At 70.9% G+C, this 17,544-nt stretch carries 19 protein-coding genes; 9 read left to right on the top strand and 10 right to left on the bottom strand.

All coding sequences use genetic code 11. The annotated features are described in order from the left end of the window. Positions 1 to 46 precede the first annotated feature (46 nt). The gene (locus ACZ7M7_RS17625) at positions 47 to 1,006 is read right to left on the bottom strand and encodes a helix-turn-helix domain-containing protein (RefSeq protein WP_472117549.1); all 960 of its coding nucleotides are present in this window, start codon (positions 1,004 to 1,006) and stop codon (positions 47 to 49) included. A 64-nt stretch (positions 1,007 to 1,070) separates the two neighbouring features. On the opposite strand from ACZ7M7_RS17625, the gene ACZ7M7_RS17630 reads away from it, so the two are divergent. Next, a complete protein-coding gene (locus ACZ7M7_RS17630; protein WP_472117552.1) occupies positions 1,071 to 1,892 on the top strand; it encodes a phytanoyl-CoA dioxygenase family protein in 822 nt (273 codons plus the stop codon). Here ACZ7M7_RS17630 and ACZ7M7_RS17635 read toward each other — a convergent pair whose 3' ends face one another. The 3 genes from ACZ7M7_RS17635 to ACZ7M7_RS17645 form a co-directional block, all read right to left on the bottom strand. Then, complete coding sequence (locus ACZ7M7_RS17635) at positions 1,893 to 2,861, bottom strand: aldo/keto reductase (protein WP_472117554.1); 969 nt, start codon at positions 2,859 to 2,861, stop codon at positions 1,893 to 1,895. A gap of 111 nt (positions 2,862 to 2,972) precedes the next feature. Then, complete coding sequence (locus ACZ7M7_RS17640) at positions 2,973 to 3,506, bottom strand: flavoprotein (RefSeq protein ID WP_472117558.1); 534 nt, start codon at positions 3,504 to 3,506, stop codon at positions 2,973 to 2,975. 31 nt (positions 3,507 to 3,537) lie between these two features. Then, positions 3,538 to 3,996 carry a nuclear transport factor 2 family protein gene (locus tag ACZ7M7_RS17645; RefSeq protein ID WP_472117561.1) on the bottom strand — a complete coding sequence of 153 codons (459 nt, stop codon included), beginning with the start codon at positions 3,994 to 3,996 and terminating at the stop codon, positions 3,538 to 3,540. 107 nt (positions 3,997 to 4,103) lie between these two features. On the opposite strand from ACZ7M7_RS17645, the gene ACZ7M7_RS17650 reads away from it, so the two are divergent. Then, complete coding sequence (locus ACZ7M7_RS17650) at positions 4,104 to 4,658, top strand: TetR/AcrR family transcriptional regulator (RefSeq protein WP_472117564.1); 555 nt, start codon at positions 4,104 to 4,106, stop codon at positions 4,656 to 4,658. Between the two features lie 246 nt (positions 4,659 to 4,904). Here the strand turns inward: ACZ7M7_RS17650 and ACZ7M7_RS17655 are convergent, their stop codons facing one another. Both ACZ7M7_RS17655 and ACZ7M7_RS17660 read right to left on the bottom strand, forming a co-directional pair. Further along, positions 4,905 to 5,105: a ferredoxin gene (locus tag ACZ7M7_RS17655; protein WP_472118032.1), complete on the bottom strand. Its 201-nt coding sequence runs from the start codon at positions 5,103 to 5,105 to the stop codon at positions 4,905 to 4,907. A gap of 51 nt (positions 5,106 to 5,156) precedes the next feature. Then, complete coding sequence (locus ACZ7M7_RS17660; protein WP_472117567.1) at positions 5,157 to 6,365, bottom strand: cytochrome P450; 1,209 nt, start codon at positions 6,363 to 6,365, stop codon at positions 5,157 to 5,159. A 329-nt stretch (positions 6,366 to 6,694) separates the two neighbouring features. Here ACZ7M7_RS17660 and ACZ7M7_RS17665 point away from each other — a divergent pair, with 329 nt between their 5' ends. Further along, positions 6,695 to 7,321, top strand: coding sequence for a LysE family transporter (locus ACZ7M7_RS17665; protein ID WP_472118035.1), 627 nt, complete (start codon positions 6,695 to 6,697; stop codon positions 7,319 to 7,321). Between the two features lie 82 nt (positions 7,322 to 7,403). Next, on the top strand, positions 7,404 to 7,853 hold the full coding sequence (locus ACZ7M7_RS17670; protein WP_383631394.1) for a nitroreductase family deazaflavin-dependent oxidoreductase: 450 nt from the start codon (positions 7,404 to 7,406) through the stop codon (positions 7,851 to 7,853). Positions 7,854 to 7,962: 109 nt separating this feature from the next. Here the strand turns inward: ACZ7M7_RS17670 and ACZ7M7_RS17675 are convergent, their stop codons facing one another. Further along, positions 7,963 to 8,934 (bottom strand): cation diffusion facilitator family transporter, encoded by a 972-nt coding sequence (locus ACZ7M7_RS17675; RefSeq protein ID WP_472117570.1) that lies wholly within the window; start codon positions 8,932 to 8,934, stop codon positions 7,963 to 7,965. Positions 8,935 to 9,054: 120 nt separating this feature from the next. On the opposite strand from ACZ7M7_RS17675, the gene ACZ7M7_RS17680 reads away from it, so the two are divergent. Both ACZ7M7_RS17680 and ACZ7M7_RS17685 read left to right on the top strand, forming a co-directional pair. Further along, positions 9,055 to 10,068: a glutathione S-transferase family protein gene (locus ACZ7M7_RS17680; protein ID WP_472117573.1), complete on the top strand. Its 1,014-nt coding sequence runs from the start codon at positions 9,055 to 9,057 to the stop codon at positions 10,066 to 10,068. Between the two features lie 24 nt (positions 10,069 to 10,092). Beyond that, the gene (locus ACZ7M7_RS17685; protein WP_383601483.1) at positions 10,093 to 10,404 is read left to right on the top strand and encodes a DUF4235 domain-containing protein; all 312 of its coding nucleotides are present in this window, start codon (positions 10,093 to 10,095) and stop codon (positions 10,402 to 10,404) included. 70 nt (positions 10,405 to 10,474) lie between these two features. On the opposite strand, the gene ACZ7M7_RS17690 is transcribed toward ACZ7M7_RS17685, so the two are convergent. From ACZ7M7_RS17690 to ACZ7M7_RS17700, 3 genes are all read right to left on the bottom strand, one after another. After that, a complete protein-coding gene (locus tag ACZ7M7_RS17690) occupies positions 10,475 to 10,867 on the bottom strand; it encodes a VOC family protein (RefSeq protein WP_363036273.1) in 393 nt (130 codons plus the stop codon). A 79-nt stretch (positions 10,868 to 10,946) separates the two neighbouring features. Next, complete coding sequence (locus ACZ7M7_RS17695) at positions 10,947 to 11,411, bottom strand: pyridoxamine 5'-phosphate oxidase family protein (protein WP_472117577.1); 465 nt, start codon at positions 11,409 to 11,411, stop codon at positions 10,947 to 10,949. A 15-nt stretch (positions 11,412 to 11,426) separates the two neighbouring features. Further along, positions 11,427 to 12,185: a TetR/AcrR family transcriptional regulator gene (locus ACZ7M7_RS17700; protein ID WP_472117580.1), complete on the bottom strand. Its 759-nt coding sequence runs from the start codon at positions 12,183 to 12,185 to the stop codon at positions 11,427 to 11,429. Positions 12,186 to 12,324: 139 nt separating this feature from the next. Here ACZ7M7_RS17700 and ACZ7M7_RS17705 point away from each other — a divergent pair, with 139 nt between their 5' ends. The 3 genes from ACZ7M7_RS17705 to ACZ7M7_RS17715 all read left to right on the top strand — a co-directional run bounded on the left by ACZ7M7_RS17705 (position 12,325) and on the right by ACZ7M7_RS17715 (position 17,507). Then, positions 12,325 to 13,830 (top strand): APC family permease, encoded by a 1,506-nt coding sequence (locus ACZ7M7_RS17705; RefSeq protein ID WP_472117583.1) that lies wholly within the window; start codon positions 12,325 to 12,327, stop codon positions 13,828 to 13,830. A 21-nt stretch (positions 13,831 to 13,851) separates the two neighbouring features. After that, positions 13,852 to 15,486, top strand: a complete 1,635-nt coding sequence (locus ACZ7M7_RS17710) for an amidohydrolase (protein WP_472117586.1) — start codon at positions 13,852 to 13,854, stop codon at positions 15,484 to 15,486. A 290-nt stretch (positions 15,487 to 15,776) separates the two neighbouring features. Beyond that, on the top strand, positions 15,777 to 17,507 hold the full coding sequence (locus tag ACZ7M7_RS17715) for a hypothetical protein (protein ID WP_451168909.1): 1,731 nt from the start codon (positions 15,777 to 15,779) through the stop codon (positions 17,505 to 17,507). The last annotated feature ends 37 nt before the right edge of the window (positions 17,508 to 17,544 follow it).

The following is a 17,544-nucleotide window of genomic DNA, read 5'->3' on the forward strand; positions in this document are numbered from 1 at the left end:
AGGCGATCTCCGACTTTTTTGCCTGGTCATACGGATGCGGCGGCCTTCACAGCTCCTTCACAAGTCGGGTGCCAACCATTGGCCCACTCCCCCGGTACGCGCCCGGCGGTCTCCCGTACCGATCACGGAACACGCGGTTGAAGTGAAACGGGCTGGCGAACCCCGAGGCGGCCGCGACGCGTTCCACGGACAGGTCGGTGCTCTCCAGCAACCGGGCGGCGTGCCGCAGCCGCGCCTCCCGCAGCGCACGCATCGGGGGCTGCCCGAGCTGCTGCGCGAAGAGGTGGGCGAACCGGGAGGGCGAGAGGGCGACATGCTCGGCGAGCGAGCGGACGGTGTGCGGGGCAGTGGGGTCGGCGGCGATCAGCGCCTGCGCGCGGCGCACCCGGGCGTCCACGCCGGGCCGGGGCGGCTGGGTCCGCGCGCCGCCCGCGGTGCCCGCGGTGAGCAGGACGACCTCCTCCAGGGAGCACAGGGCGAGCTCGCGGGCCGCGGTGCCGTGGGCCACGGCGACCGACTCCTCCCCCGGCTCCTCCCACGGCGCCGTCACCGGCGGCGCCTCCGTGCCCGTCCAGCGGGCATCGTCGAGCATCCGGCGAAACGCCGCCTCGATACGGCCGTGCACGGCGTCCGGCGTCGGCGTGACGACGTACATCCCGGCACCCGCGTCGTACGGGCGCAGCCAGGACCGCCAGGAGGGGCGGGCCTGGCAGTGCACCCACCAGAAGGCCCAGTGCGGCGCGCCCGGGGCCACCCCGTAGCCGTGCGCGACGCCGGGCGCGAGCACCACCAGGTCCCCCGCCCCGGCCCGCGCCTCGGCGCCCCCGTGCCGCAGGCGCCCATGTCCGCCGGTCGTCCAGGTGAACAGCCAGCTGTCGGCGCCGCGCGGCCGGCTGATCCCGTAGGCCGGCGGCTGGTCGAAATGGCCGACCACCACCAGGCCCGGTGGCGGTGCGGGGGCGCCGGGGGCAGCAGCCTCGGGCAATCCGTCAGCGCTCACAGTCATCCCCCTCGGGCGGGCGTCGGCCTAGCGTGGTCAGTGTGAGGACACCTGACCGAGGAGTGGACGCATGACAGCCACGGACATGGGCGCCCCCGACGCCCCCATCCTGCCCGAGACCGGGCTCCGCCGGTTCCGCGAGGACGGCTTCACGGTCGTACGCGGACTGTTCGGCCGCGACGAGATCGACCGGTTGTGCGCCCGGTTCGCCGCGCTGCACGCGGCCGGGCCGGTGCCCGGGCACTTCGAGCCGCACCCCTCCGACAGCGACCCGCTGCGCGCGTATCCGAGGGTGATGCACCCGCACGAGATCGACGAGCTGTCCCGGCGGGTGCTCCTGGACGCGCGGCTGCGCAAGGTGCTGGAGGTGCTGCTCGGGGAGGAGGTGCTGGCCGCGCAGAGCATGTTCTACTTCAAGCCGCCGGGAGCCCGGGGGCAGGCGCTGCACCAGGACAACTTCTATCTGCGGGTCGAGCCGGGCACCTGCGTGGCGGCGTGGATCGCCTGCGATGTGATCGACCGGGACAACGGTGGGCTCGAAGTCGTCCCCGGCACGCACGAGATGGATGTGTTCTGCCCTGAAATGGCGGACGCCGAGGTGTCCTTCGCCCGGGAGTACGTCCCACCGCCGCCCGGTCTGGCGGCCGTGCCCGTCGACATGGAGCCGGGGGACGTCCTGTTCTTCAACGGCAGCCTGGTACACGGTTCGCAGCCCAACCGCACGCCGGACCGGTTCCGCCGTTCGTTCATCGGCCACTACGTGGGGCATTCGACCGAGCGGATCGGTGAGCACTACCGGACTTTGTCGATGAGCGGCGATCGGGTGCCGTTGGCGGAGAGTGAAGGGGCGGGCCCGTGCGGCTCCGAGTTCGCGCCGTACGGGCCCCACTAGTCAGTGACCGATGACCGGATGCGGCGCGTACGGCTGCTGGAGCTCCTCCAACTCCTTCTCGGTGAGCTCCAGTTCGACCGCGGCCGCGGCGTCCTCGAGGTGCCGCGGCTTGGCGGCGCCGATGATCGGGGCCGTCACCGTGTCCTGGTGCAGCACCCAGGCGAGGGCGACCTGGGCGCGCGGTACGCCGCGTTCGTTCGCCACCCGCGTGACGGCCTCGACGACGACCCGGTCGCTGTCGACGTAGAGCCGGCTGCCGAAGTTGTCGCTCGCGCTGCGGTCGGTGACCGTGCCCCAGTCCCGGGTGAGCCGGCCCCGCGCCAACGGGCTCCACGGCAGCACGCCGACGCCCTGGTCGGCGCAGAGCGGCAGCATCTCGCGCTCCTCCTCGCGGTAGAGGAGGTTGTAGTAGTTCTGCATCGAGACGAACTTGGTCCAGCCGTGCCGCTCGGCCGTGTGCTGCATCTTGGAGAACTGCCAGGCGTACATCGAACTCGCCCCGATGTAACGCACCTTGCCCGCCCTGACCAGGTCGTGCAGCGCCTCCATCGTCTCCTCGACCGGGGTGTGCGGGTCGAAGCGGTGGATCTGGTAGAGGTCGACGTAGTCGGTGCCGAGGCGGGCGAGGCTGTGGTCGATCTCGGTCATGACGGCCTTGCGGGAGAGCCCGGCGCCGTTCGCCCCGGGCCGCATCCGGCCGTTGACCTTCGTCGCCAGCACGATCTCGTCCCGGCGGGCGAAGTCGCGCAGCGCCTTGCCGACGATCTCCTCGCTGGTGCCGTCGGAGTAGACGTTGGCGGTGTCGAAGAAGTTGATCCCTGCGTCCAGTGCCTGCCGGATCAGCGGCCGCGACGCCTCCTCGTCGAGGGTCCACTCGTGCGTGCCGCGGTCGGGGAGCCCGTAGGTCATGCAGCCCAGACAGATCCGCGAGACGTCCAGGCCCGTCGAACCGAGCTTCACGTACTGCATCGTTGCTGCTCCTGCCTTCGGGTGGGGTATCAGGGGGAGCGTACGTGGTCGGGCGCACTCGACGCCGGTTCCGCCGACGGCGCCCCACGGGATCTCGTCACCGGGGCGCGGCTAGCGGCGGTCGAGCAGATCGAGCGCCCGTTCCCAACCGAAATCCGGCCGCCCGCCGTCCTCTCCCGCCTCGCCGGAGTACGGATCCCCGAAGCGCACGCCCATCCCCCGCAGCCGTATCAGACTGTCCCCGTAGGCGGGATGGGCGGCGAGCGCGTCGGCGACGCAGGGGAGCACGGCGACGGGGACGCCGAGGCCGGACGCCTCGCACAGGGTGCCCAGGGCGAGGGTGTCGGCGATGCCCGCGGCCCACTTGTTGATCGTGTTGAAGGTGGCCGGGGCGACGACGACGGCGTCCGGCGGCGGGAAGGGACGCGGGTCGGCGGGTGTGCGCCAGGCCGAGCGGATCGGGCGGCCGGTCAGGGCCTCGACGGCGGCGGTGTCGAAGAAGCCGTTCATGGCGACCGGGGTCGCGATGACGCCGACCTCCCAGTCCCGCTCCTGCGCGGCGGTGATCAGCTTGCTGACGTCCGCGGCGATTCCGGCGGCGCAGACGATGACATGGAGGAAGGGTTTCCGGGCCTGTTGGGTCACCCGGGAACCCTACTCAGGATCTTCAACAGGCCTATTGCAGCGGGAAGGTGAGCCCGCGCTCGTTCTCGGGCCGAGGGCCGAGAATCCGCCGGTCCTTCTCCTCGATCGGCACGTCGTTGATGCTCGCCTCGCGCCGGGTCATCAGCCCGTGCCCGTCGAACTCCCACAACTCGTTGCCGTACGACCGCCACCACCGGCCGTCGGTGTCCTGGCACTCGTACTGGAAGCGAACGGCGATGCGGTCGCCGTCGAAGGCCCACAGGTCCTTGCGCAGCGCGTACTGCTGCTCGCGCGCCCACTTGGCGGTGAGGAACTCGACGATCTCGGCGCGGCCGGTGACGAAGGTGCCGCGGTTGCGCCAGACGGAGTCCTCCGAGTAGGCGAGGGCCACCTTGTGCGGGTCGCGGGTGTTCCAGGCGTCCTCGGCGGCCTGCACCTTCTGTGCGGCGCTCTCGCGGGTGAACGGCGGCAGGGGCGGTCGGTCGGTCATGTCGTCCTCCGGGTCGAAACGGCGGCAAGGGGCGGGAGAACGTGCGTTCTCCCTCTTGGCTGCTACCGTAGGAGAACGCTCGTTCTCACGTCAAGGAGAGGCCGCACATGGACAGCGCAACCGCCCGGGAGCAGGCACTGGACGCCGCGGAGCAGCTGTTCTACGGCCGTGGCATCCAGTCCGTCGGCATGGACGACATCCGGGGCGCGTCCGGGGTCTCGCTGAAGCGCCTCTATCAGCTCTTCCCGGCGAAGGAGCAGTTGGTCGAGGCCTATCTGGAGCGACGCGACGTGCGCTGGCGCGGGCAGCTCGCCGCCTACGTGGAGGAGCGGCCGGCGAACCCCGAGCAGCGGCTCCTGGCCGTCTTCGACTGGCTGGAGGAGTGGTTCGGCGAGGCGGACTTCCGCGGGTGCGCCTGGATCAACTCGTACGGCGAGCTGGGCGCCCGGTCGCAGCGGGTGGCGGACCAGGTCCGGGCACACAAGCGGGCGTTCCGGGACTACCTCTTCTCACTGGTGACGGCGGCCGGGCTGCCCGACGCCCTGGCGGGGCAGCTGTATCTGCTGGCCGAGGGCGCCATGGTCACGGCGGGCATCACGGGCACTGCGCAACCGGCGGGCGAGGCCCGGGAGGCGGCGCGGTCGCTGCTGGCGGCGCGCTAGGCCCTCTCGTCCCATTCCCGTCGTCCGCCTGGCGGGCGGCCCGGCAACGTGGCGAGCGTGCATGGCGGACGCCGTCGGACAGGCGGGATTCGATGCCAGGGCCCAGGGCCGGCCCGACCGGCACCGGCAGATCGGCGAGACGTTTGCCGCCGGCGCCCCACGTCCGCCGGGCCGGCCCCGCAGCCCTGCCGCCGAGTGCGGCGACGGAGCTGCGGGCCTACCGGGCCGTACTCGATGCGCCGAGCCTCAACTCCCCATTTCCGACAAGGTGATGGCGCTGACCGGGCAGGCCCGGGCGGCCTCCCGCACCATGGGGTCGCCGCCGCCGTCTTCCCGGCCCGGGATCAGGGCGCTGAAGCCGTCGTCGTCCTGGGTGAAGACGGACGGGGCGACCAGGGCGCACTGGCCGGCGCCGACGCAGAGGTCGTGGTCGATGTCGATGTGCATTTCGTCTGCTTCGCGCGTTTCGCGCGTTTCGTTGTGCATGACCGGAGCCTCTTACCAGGTCACGGGGAGTTCCAGCATCCCCTGGATCGTGTCGCCCGGTTTGAAGGGGATTTCCTCCGCGGGGACGGCAAGCCGCAGGGTCGGCAGCCGGTCCAGGAGGGTGCGCAGGGCGATCTCCATCTCGGCGCGGGCCAGGTTCTGGCCGAGGCACTGGTGAATGCCGAAGCCGAAGGCGACGTGGTGGCGGGCCGGGCGGTGCCAGTCCAGGGTGTCGGGGTCGGGGTAGAGGGCCTCGTCGCGGTTGATGACCGAGGTCGAGAAGAGCACTCCGTCGCCGGCCCGGATCGTCTCGCCGTCCGCCTCGATGTCCTCGACGGCGACCCGCAGCAGCCCGTCGGCGATCGACAGCATCCGCATGAGCTCCTCGACCGCGGCGGGCAGCAGTCCGGGGTCGGCGCGCAACTCGGCCAGGCGGTCGGGGTGCTGGAGGAGCGTGAAGGTGCCCAGGGAGATCATGTTGGCGGTTGTCTCGTGGCCGGCGACCAGCAGGATGATCGCCATGGCGATGAGCTCCTCGCGGTCCAGATCGCCGTTGCGCAGCTGCTGGTGGACGAGTTCGCCCAGGACCCCGTCGGCCGCCTCCCCCTGCTTCTGCTTGCGGTCGATGAGCTCCTCGAAGTAGGCCTCCATGCGGCTTCGTGCGTCCATGGAGTCGGCGGCCGTCGGCCCGCGCAGCAGCCTGCGGGACTGGCCCTCGAAGAAGTCGTGGTCCGTGTAGGGGACGCCGAGCAGGGCGCAGATCACCATCGACGGCACCGGCAGGGCGAACGCGTTCACCAGCTCGGCGGGCGGCCCCTGGGCGATCATCGCGTCGATCCGCTCGTCCACGATCTGCTGGATCCGCGGGCGCAGTTCGGCGGCGCGCTTGAGGGTGAAGCTGGGGATCATCATCCGCCGCTGGACGCGGTGTTCGGGGTCGTCGACGCCCAGCAGCGCGGTCTTGCGGCGGCGGACCTCGGCGAAGCGGGCGTTGGTCGCGGGGAATTCGGGCCGGTTGGGATCGGTGGACAGGCGCTGGTCTGCCAGCAGGGTGCGGGCGAGCGTGTGGCCGGTGACCAGCCAGACGAGTCGGCCGTCGTAGAGCTTCACGCGGGCCAGCGGGCGCGCGTCGCGCAGGGAGTCGTAGGCGGTGGGCGGGTGGTACGGACAGGTGCGGCTCTGGGGGAAGGCGACGGTGTGGGATTCCGTCATGTCCGTCATGGAAGACCTCACAGACGAAGAGTGCGTCGTGCCGATCTTCATTAGATGCCCGGGGCATCCAATGGGCGACGTCAAGTTCGGCCAGATCAGCCGCACGGGCAATCTGGCCGGGGATGGTCGCACGGAGCGGGGGGAAGATCGCACAGAGCTTCGATCTCGGGTCCGCCCGGCCGGATCTCCGCAGAAATTCGCTTGTCGGCGGGCGGCCGCCACCCACAGAATCCGGCCATGCCTACGACCATCGCCTTCCTGCCGCTGACCGACACCCTTCTCCCGGTGCCGTTCCAGCAGCAGCCCGGCCGTCCGTGGAGGCCGACGCATCCGACGTCGTGACCGCCGCGCTCGTCGCGGGACTGCTCGCGGGCTTTGGCATCGCCATCCCCGTCGGCGCGGTCGCGACCTACCTCGTCTCCCTCACCGCCCGCACGTCCCTGCGGACCGGCATCTGCGCGGCGCTGGGCGTGGCGACCGCCGACGGGCTCTATGCCCTCGTCGCCACCCTCGGGGGCTCCGCACTGGCCGCCGCGCTGCGTCCGGTCCTGGTGCCGCTGCGCTGGGCCTCCGCGCTGGTGCTGGCCGCCCTCGCAATACGGGGCGCGGTGACCGCCGTACGTCAGTACCGCGACCACCGGCTCGCCGCCACCCGTTCCACGCCCCCTCCCCCGAGTCCGGCGCGCGCCTACCTGACGCTGCTCGGCATCACCCTGCTCAACCCGACCACCGTGATCTACTTCGCCGCCCTCGTCCTCGGCACCCGTGCGACGGGCCCCGTGCAACCCCTGGACCAGGGCGTCTTCGTCCTGGCCGCGTTCGCCGCGTCGGCGAGCTGGCAACTGCTGCTCGCCGGGGGCGGGGCGCTGCTGGGGCGCGTGCTGACGGGGCATCGCGGGCGGCTGGTGACGGCGCTGGTGTCGAGCGGCGTGATCCTGGCGTTGGGCGTGCGGATGCTGATGTAGTCGCCGCAGGATGAATCTTGCACGCAACGGTGTTGCAGCACGACGTCAGTCAGTACCAGGACACGACGATGGGACCGATGCCATGCCTCTTGACGGCGAGTACGAGCCCAGCCCCACCAAATGGGTCCGCGATCAGGTGGAGTTGTACGAGAGCTCCGGCGGCACCAAGGGCACGACCCTGATGAACACGGGGCGGCCCGTCATCCTGCTCACGACCCGGGGCGTCCGGAGCGGAAAGATCCGCAAGACGCCGCTGATGCGCGTGGAGCACGACGGCCGCTATGCCGCGGTGGCCTCGCTCGGCGGGGCGCCCAAGCACCCGGTCTGGTACCACAACGTCAAGGGCGACCCCCATGTGGAGCTCCAGGACGGTCCGACCAAGCAGGACATGAAAGCCCGCGAGATCACCGGGGCGGAGAAGGACGAATGGTGGGAGCGGGCCGTCGCGGCGTATCCGCCCTACGCCGAGTACCAGCAGAAGACGGACCGGGTGATCCCGGTCTTCGTCCTGGAGCCGTTCGACCAGGACTGATCAGGCCCCGAGGAAGGCCGGAGCGGGCCTCCCGCAGGGACCGATCAGGGATACGGAAACTTTTTCTCCCGGGGAACGCATGAACCCCCGTTCGCCGGGCACACGTGCGTCAGGCCCCGCCGCGCTCCCCCGTCGCGGCGGGGCTTTCTTGTGCCTCACGCGCGGAACGTTCGGTCACGTCGAGGAAGATCTGGTCCGCCTCGGCCACGGTCCGGGCGATGGACCGCTTGATACGGACGGCGACCTCCTCCACCTGCTCGCTGTCGATCCCGGGCACCAGATCGACCCGGGCCGCCACCAGAGCCGTTTCCAGTCCGGTCTTCATCGTGAGCAGGGCTTCCACACTGTCGATCTCCGGCTGGGCCTCCAGCAGCGCCCGGATCCGGGCGGCGGCTTCCGGGTCGGCGGCCTCCCCGATCAGCTGGTCGCGGGCGTCGCGGCCCAGGCGGAAGGCGACGTGGACGAGCAGTGCGCCGATCGCGAGCGACGCGGACGCCTCCCACACGACCTGCCCGGTGACCATGTGCAACGCCATGCCGGCGAAGGCGAGGGTCACCCCGACCACCGCCGTGCCGTCCTCGGCCACGACCGTGCGCAGGGCGGGGTCTCGCAGTCCGTCCCCGGCGCCGCCCTGTCGGCGTACCTGGTACAGCGCCCGCAGCAGCGACAGGCCCTCGGCCACGAAGGCGACACCGAGCACGACCATGCCCACCACATAGCCGGTGAACTTCTCCTCGCCGCCGCCGCGCAACGCCTCGAAGCCCTGGAAGAAGGAGAAGCACCCGCCCATCACGAAGATGCCGACGGCCGCGAGCAGCGACCAGAAGAAGCGTTCCTTGCCGTAGCCGAAGGGATGGCGGGCGTCGGCGGGGCGGCGGCTGCGGCGCAGCGCGGCCAGCAGGAAGACCTCGTTCATGCTGTCCGCCACGGAGTGCGCCGCTTCCGACAGCAGCGCGGGTGACTGGGCGAAGAGTCCGCCGACCGCCTTGGCGACTGCGATGACGAGATTGGCCGCGAGCGCCACCAGAACGGTGACGCGGGTCCTGCGGTCGGCGTTCGGTTCCTTGGAGGTGCTGCTCATTTGTCACTGACTGCCCCGGTCGATGGGGCTCACACCGTGCCGTCGGCGGATTTCGGGGGACTCGGTGGGATCGGGGAACCCGGCATGCGGCAGACGTGTTCGGCAGAGAGGAGCCAGGTCATGAGCGGCGGGGGCAACACCGCCTACGGGAGGAAGAGGTTCCAGCGGTCGAGGGCCCATTTCACGGACCGGATCACCGCGGACGGGCGGGACGGCTGGCCGGTGGAGGCGGGGCGCTACCGTCTGGTGGTCAGCCGTGCCTGTCCGTGGGCAAGCCGGTCACTGGTGTCGCGGAGGCTGCTCGGCCTGGAGGACGCCTTGTCCCTGGCGGTCGCCGACCCGATCCAGGACGACCGCAGCTGGCGCTTCACGCTGGACCCCGACGACCGTGACCCGGTGCTCGGCATCCGCTTCCTCAGCGAGGCCTACGACAAGCGGGAGACCGACTACCCGGGCGGCGTCAGCGTGCCCGCGATCGTGGACATGCCCAGCGGCCGCCTCGTCACCAACGACTACCAGCGGATCACCATCGACCTCGCCACCGAGTGGACGGCCCTGCACCGCGAGGGGGCACCCGATCTCTATCCGGAGGGGCTGCGGGACGAGATCCACGCCGTGATGGCGGACGTCTACGACGACGTCAACAACGGGGTGTACCGGGCGGGCTTCGCCACCGGGCAGCAGGAGTACGCGCACGCGTACGCGCGTCTGTTCCGGCGGCTGGAGCTGCTGGCCGATCGACTGGCCGGACAGCGCTATCTGGTCGGCGACACGATCACCGAGGCGGACATCCGGCTGTTCACCACACTGGTGCGTTTCGACGCCGTCTATCACGGCCACTTCAAGTGCAACCGCTGGAAGTTGACGGAGAACCAGGTGCTGTGGGGGTACGTCCGCGACCTCTACCAGACGCCGGGGTTCGGTGACACCGTCGACTTCGACCACATCAAACGGCACTACTACGAAGTCCACAGCGGCATCAACCCGACCGGAATCGTGCCCCTCGGGCCGGACCTGTCGGGCTGGCTGACGCCGCATCACCGTCAGGAGCTGGGCGGCAGGCCGTTCGGCGACGGGACACCGCCCGGGCCGGTTCCCGAGGCCGAGCGGGTACCGGCGCAAGGGCGACCCTGACCGACGAAGGAGGCGCAGACGCACATGGCCAAGAAGAACAAGCAGAAGAAGATGAAGCTCCCTCTCGCCTACAAGCCCCTCGGATTCGCCCTCGGCTGGGCGAGCGGGGCGCTGGCCGGGCTCGCCTTCCGCAAGACCTGGATGGCGATCCGGCATGAAGAGGACGCCCCCGACGCCCTGGACCGGGACCGCGGCTGGGGAGAGATCGTGCTCGCGGCAGCGGTGCAGGGCGCCCTGTTCGCGGCGGCCCGCAGCCTGGCGGACCGCACGGGCGCGAAGGCGATCGAGCGCTCGACGGGAGTGTGGCCGGTCAGCGAGAAGGGCGGCCGGGACTGACGGCCCGCCCCGGCGGTCCCGCCGGCACCGAGGAAGGACCGGGGTCCCGCTTCGGTGCCGGCGGAGGTACTCAGCCCTGCTTCGGTGCCGTCGGGGCCACCGTGCGCAACATGAAGGAGTGGCCGGCCGGGTCGGCGTAGCCACGTTCCTCGTAGGGGCCTGCCGCGTCCTTGGCCTCCACCGGACGGCCGCCGAGTCCGACGATCTTGCGCTCCGCCTCGTCCAGGTCCTCCACCACGAAGTCCAGGTGGGCCTGGAGGGAGTTCTCCGGGCGCGGCCAGCTCGGCGGGGTGGCGTTCATGTCGCGACGGAACGCCAGCCGGGTCCCGTCGGCGCCCCTGATCTCGACGCGGTTGGCGGTCGCGTCCGTCATCTCGCCTTCCAGCAGATCCCGGTAGAACTCGGCGAGCTTCTCGGGCTCTGCACAGTCGAGCACCACGAAGCCCGCTTTCACCAGTGGCATGACTCCTCCGAAGGGTCCGGGGCACGGGACGGTCCTGCCCCGTCGCCTGCACCCCAACGGGTGTCCCGGCCAGGCCGTTTCAGTCCGCCACCAGCCACTCGCCGTCCCGCATCAGTTCCCGCCCGACCAGTTCGTCAGCCTCACGCCAGGCCTGCACCCGGGTCGGCCGGACGCGGAAGTACAGGTAGGGCGTGCTGAGTCGACGCGGGTCGAAGCCGGTCCTGGTCGCGAAGAGGTCGCCCTCCTCCTCGGACAGCTCGGCCGCGGCGATCGTCTCGACCGTCCCCTCGACCATGACGACGTCGCGGGTCGGCCCGAGGCCGAGGCGGGTTCTGCCGGTCGCCTCCAGGTTCCGACCGGTCGGGCTCGTGGCCGGCGTGGCCAGCAGCAGGGTCGCGCCGTCCCACAGGAAGGACAGGGGGACGAGGTACGGCACTCCCCCGGCGGCGTCTGCGGTGGCGACCCACACGTCCTCGTCGTGTTCCAGTCGGTGCAGGGTGTCCAGTTTGCGTTGCTTGGCGGGGCGGGCGGGTGGCCGGGTCATCGGCGAACGGTCTCCTCACTGAACGGCGTCGACGGGCGGGTCCAGTGTGGCCGTCGGACGTCCCGCCCGGGGGTGGATTTCCGTCAGTCGGGCCGCGGCGGCGGTGAGCAGCAGGTCCAGGGCCGCCGGATAGGAGCTGTTGGGCATGTCGGCGACGAGATGGCGGGCGGTGGCGGCGATGTGCGGGTGGGAGTCGGCCGGGAGCCGCGCGTACGTCGCCCGCCAGACGGCCACCTCCGCCTCGCGTGCGGCCCTGGGCATCGCCACGCTCGCCGAGTCGAGGGCGCCGTACGCGAGGGCCTGGTCGACGAAGGCGTGGTAGATCCGCACCGCGTCCGCGTCGGGGAAGCCGGCATCGCGCAGCACGCCGAGGATGGTCTCGACCGCCTGGATCTCGTACGCCCGGCCGGTCACCCGGTACGAGCTGAGCACCGCCGCCCGGGGATGGGCGAGGGCACCCGCGTGCATGCGCAGGCCGAGATCCCGCAGGTCGGCGCGCCAGTCGCCGGTGGTTCGCCAGGTGCGCAGAGTACGGCCGATGAGTTCGTCGGCGATGGCGAGCATCAGGTCGTCGGTGTGCCGGAAGTACCGGTACAGCGAGCTGGGGTCGGCGCCGAGCGCACGGCCGAGGCGGCGTACCGAGAGGGCGTCGGTGCCGTGCTCCTCGATCAGCCTGAGGGCCGTCTCCACGATCAGCTCCTCGGACAGGACGACGCCCTGCTTGGTGGGGCGCCTGCGCTGCCGGGCGGTGGGCGGGACGACGCGGTCGGTCATGGGCGCCTCCGTGGGCCGGTGGAACCGGGGTCGATGGGCGAGACCTTACGACAACACCGTTGACCTGTTAACCCCCCGGACAGTTTCATGTCCGCTCATCGGGGCCGCCCAGGCCCCCCGGTGCGAGCGGAGACCGGCCATGTCCGACAACCCCTACAGCGTCGACCCTCCCGCGCGGCCCGAGCTGCGCAAGTCCCTAGGCGTCCTGGACGGCGTCGCCATCGCGGCGTCCAGCACGGCCGCGACCACCAGCATCGGCATCGGGCTCGGCGTCACGGCCGGTGTGGTCGGGCTGCATCTGCCGGCGATCATGCTGCTGGCGTTCCTGCCGGTCCTGGGCATCGCGGGTGCCTTCTCCCGGCTGAACAAGGTCGAGCCGAACGCGGGCAACGGCTATGTGTGGGTGGGCCGTTCGCTCACGCCCTGGCTGGGCTTCATGGTCGGCTGGGTGAATCTCGTGGCCGTGCTCGCGTTCCTCGCGTACACCACCGCGGTCACCGGTTCGGCCCTGCTCCAGCTGGCCGGCGACGCCGGGCTGCACCGGGTGGGCGGCCTCGCGCTGGACCCGGGGTCGACCGCGCAGACGACCGCGGTCGGCATCCTGGTCCTGGTGGCGGTCACGCTGACCGCCGTGTCCGGCATCCGCACCGCCGCGCGCCTCCAGGCCGGACTGCTGGTCTTCGAATACGTCGTTCTGCTGGGCTTTTGCGGATACGGCATCGTCACCGGCCCGCACGACTTCAGCCTGAGCTGGTTCGACCCGTTCGCGATCCCCTCGGCGACGGCGCTCGCGCAGGGGCTGCTGCTGTCGGTGTTCTGCTACTGGGGCTTCGAGTCGGCGTTCAGCGTCAACGAGGAGGTCCGCGACCCGCGCGACGCCTCCCGGGCCGGCATCACCACCCTGTTCACCATGCTGGGCCTGTTCCTGCTCGGCTCGATCGCCTTCCAACGCGTCCTGTCCGAGGAGGAGTTGGTCGGCCACGGCGCCGAGGGCCTGGCCTTCTTCGGCGACCGGCTGGCGTCCCAGCCATGGGCGGCGCTCCCCCTGATCGCCCTGATGTTCTCGGCGGTCGCCTCCCTGCAGGCCGGGGTGATTCCCACCGCCCGGGCGATGTTCGCGATGAGCCGGGACCGCACGCTCGGGCCGGTGTGGTCCAAGGTCAGCCCCCGGTACGGCACTCCGGCCGCCGGGACGGTGCTCATCGGCGCGCTCGCGGCGGTGGTCGCGGGACTGGCGCTGGTCATCCCCCGGCTCGCCGACATGATCATGGCGACGGTGAGCGCCGTGGGCATCGTGGTCGCCCTGTCCTACGCCCTCACGGCCATCGCGGCCGCCGTGCGGTTCCGCTCCCTGCTGCACGAGGACTGGCGCGAGGGCATACGCGCGGTCGTCCTCCCGGCAATGAGCGCGGCCTCCCTGCTCGGCCTCGGCGGCTACCTCGGCTGGTCGTTCTACACCTCCGCCGACCACTTCGAGATCAGCGCGGACAACGGCTGGTTCCTGCTGGCCACCCCCCTGGCGATGATCGCGTCCGGCTTCGTGGCCGCCGCCTGGGCCAAGTGGGTGCGCAGGTCGCCGTACTTCCGCACCGGCAGGGGCACCGACGCCGACGCGCCCCAGCTCATCGTCACCTCCTCCCGATAACCCCCTACCAGGAAGCGGACCATGCACGCAGATCTCCTCTTCACCGGCGGCCCCGTCCTCACTCCCGAGGGCCGCACCGCGACCGCCGTGGCCGTCACCGGCGACCGCATCACTGCCGTAGGGCGGGATGAGGTGCACGATCTCGCCGGACCGCGGACGGAGGTGGTGGACCTCGCCGGACGGCTGCTGCTGCCCGGATTCCAGGACGCGCACGTGCATCCGGTACCTGCGGGGCTGGAGCTCACCCAGTGCGACCTCACCGGGGCGAGGACGGCGGACGAGACCCTGGCCGCGGTGCGCGCGTACGCCGACGCGCATCCCGAACGGGAGTGGATCACCGGCGGCGGCTGGTCGATGGAGGCGTTCGAGGGCGGTACGCCGACGAAGGAGCTGCTGGACGCGGTGGCGCCCGACCGGCCGGTCTATCTGCCCAACCGCGACCATCACGGCGCCTGGGTCAACAGCCGCGCCCTCGCGCTCGCGGGCATCACACGCGACACACCCGACCCCGCCGACGGCCGGATCGACCGGGACGCCTCCGGCGAGCCGAGCGGCACCCTGCAGGAGGGGGCGATGCAGCTGGTGGGGCGGCTCACCCCGCCCGCCACTGCCGCAGACAGGGTGGCGGCCCTGCTGCACGCCCAGCGGCATCTGCACGCGCTCGGCATCACGGCCTGGCAGGACGCGCTGGTCGGTGACTTCCTCGGCATGGACGACCCGGCACAGGCGTATCTGACCGCGGCGCGGGACGGCTCGCTCACCGCCCGTGTCGTCGGGGCACTGTGGTGGGACCGCGAGCGCGGCGCCGAGCAGATTCCCGAACTGGTCGAGAAGCGGGCCGCGTTGAGCCACGGCCGCTTCCGCGCCGGGACCGTCAAGCTGATGCTGGACGGCGTCGCCGAGACCGGGACGGCGGCGCTGCTGGAGCCCTACCTCGACAAGTGCGGCTGCGCGACCGCCAACCGGGGCACCAGCTTCATCGACGCGGGGCAGCTGCCCAAGTACGTCACCGAGTTGGACGCGTTGGGCTTCCAGTGCCACTTCCACGCCCTGGGCGACCGGGCCGTACGCGACGCTTTGGACGCGGTCGAGGCGGCGCGGACCGCGAACGGACCGAGCGACACGCGACCCCACCTGGCCCATCTTCAGGTCGTCCAGCCGGCGGACGTGCCGCGCTTCGCCCGGCTCGGGGCCACGGCGAACATCCAGCCGCTGTGGGCCGCGCACGAACCGCAGATGGACCAGCTGACGATTCCGTTCCTGGGGCCCGAACGCGCCGCGTGGCAGTACCCGTTCGGCGCGCTGCTGCGCTCCGGCGCCCGGCTCGCCGCGGGCAGTGACTGGCCGGTGAGCAGCCCCGATCCGCTGCACGGCATCCATGTGGCGGTCAACCGGGTGGCGCCGGGCGAGGGCGACACGCCGGTGTTCCTGCCCGGCGAACGGATCGGACTCGCCGAGGCGTTGACCGCCTACACGGCGGGCTCGGCGTATGTGAACCACCTCGACGACACGGGCGAGATCCGTGCAGGAGCGCTGGCGGATCTCGTGGTCCTGGACCGCGATCCGTTCAACGGGCCGACCGGGGAGATCGCGGAGACGCGTGTAGCTGTCACTTACGTCGGGGGCGCGCGAGTATACGCAGCTCATGAGGCTTGAGCAGTAACGGAGATCACGGTCCGGTTACGCGTAGATCATTTACGCCCCGGGCAGTCTCGTAGCGCTTTTCGTTTCAACTTGCGCATCGGGAAGGTGAGTTCGAATGAGCGGGCGGTCGTGCGGCCGCCCGCTCTCAGGGCGGGGAGACCTCGCGCCGCGTCCCCCGAAACGTGAGTCCGGCTGTACGGCGAGGCCGTCGCGGAATGTACGGAAGCTTCTCGGACGCGACCGGCTGACAACCACGGCCGATCGATTCCGCTGCCAGGACCACAGCTTGAAGGGAGACCGGTGTGAAATCTCGAGTCGTAGGCGGTGGTCCGGAGACATCGACCGGCAGCTTGCTCCCGGCGCAGCCGAGCGCCCAGCTCCAGCCGACGGAGGCGGGGAACGCCCTGGCCCACCTCTTCGGGCAACACATCGATGGGTGCACGGACGAGTACCGAGATTGCGAGAACGCCGCTCAGCAGCGGCTGGACGCCTTCGGCTCCCCCCGCGCCGGCACCACGCTGCATGTGAAGGGAGCCCTCAATCCGGCGCCGCGCGCGTTCCTCCCGCCCGACGAGGAGGGCGACGCCAGGTTGAGGCGGCTCGATGCCAGCCTGCGCGTGATCGAAGCAGCCTTCCCCCAAGTCAGCACCGATATCGAGATCTGCCGACTGACTTGCACCATGCTGGAAGGAGCCTGGAGGAGCCGGGCACTCAGCCCGCCGCGCGAGGAGGAGCAGGCAACCGACTGCGCCTGCTCGCTGTGCCGTCGGCTGCCCACGGCCCCCGCACGCACACCGGCCGACTACGATTGGCGGCAGAGCGCCGGTCGTCCCCTCACCGTCAAGACCTGGCCGTATCACCGGGAACTCGACAGCGTCCTGACCGGTGGATGGGTCCTGGCCCGCCAGATGAACGACCTCGAACGAGACCTTGGCTACCGCCATCGCTTCGAGGACGACATCCTGCTCTTCCATGAGTACAAACGCGTGATCGACACCATAGACACCACGCAGCTCACCGAACTCATCGAAGACCGCTTGGCCGAGAGTTTCAGCACCAACACCGCACGGGCCCTGGTCTGCGGACTCTATGCAGCCCACAAGCGATCCGTGGACGAGTCCTGGCTCCAACGGCACCAGGCGGGCAGCGTCACACTCCCCCAGACCAACCCGCTCGGCCAGAGCACCTACTCACTCCTGCAGATGATGGACTGCCTGTTCTGGCACGTCTCACCCGACACCGAACTCTGGCAGGAGGAACACCTCGCCGCCCTGCTGCTGTGCCGCGTCATCGACGACATGGTCGACGTACGAGCCGACGCCCTCACCGGCGAGATCAGCAACTTCTGGCTCGCCGACATGCCCACCCACACCAAGGCCCTCTACGCTGCCGGCGCCATCGCCATGGTCAAGTACGGCTGCATGCCCGAGGCGCATTCCCCGATGTGGAACACCTGGCTGATGCCCAGCACCATCGTCTGGTTGGGGCTAACGGGCCGCCACGCCTTGTGGTTCGACGGCATCACCGAGGGCCTCCCTCCGGCCCAGGAGTGCCCGCTGTGCGACCTTCAGCCCAACGCATGCACCGGCATCCTCACCCACGGCACCACCCTCACCATCGCCCCGCGGCCCACCGCACCGGCTCTGAGCGCCCGGACCGCCGAGCTGTCCGCACGCTGCCGAGCCCAGTACCCCGAGACATGGGCTCTCTTCGACGCCGAGCTCCATGCCTTCGAAGGACTGCACGGCCCCTGGCACGGCAACACCGACAGCACATGGGAGATCCTGCGCCGGACGTACATCGCCGCAGTGGAGGCTTCCAGCGGCACGCCGTCCACGGCCCGCGCCCGTGATGTCCAGCAGGACTCCGGCGCAGTCGGATCCGAGTTCTTCTACGCCCTGCACGACCCTCAGACGGGGAGGGAGGACACCGCACTGCTGGCCTACATGTTCGGCTGCGCCCACCCGCATTTCCTCTGGAACGCCACGGGATACCGTCCCACGGACCTCGCAGGCGACTGGCTCGACGGCTGACGCCTCAGCCCTGCCCCGTGTGAGACGACGCCGCTGC

The organism is Streptomyces sp. NPDC111606 (assembly GCF_055656945.1).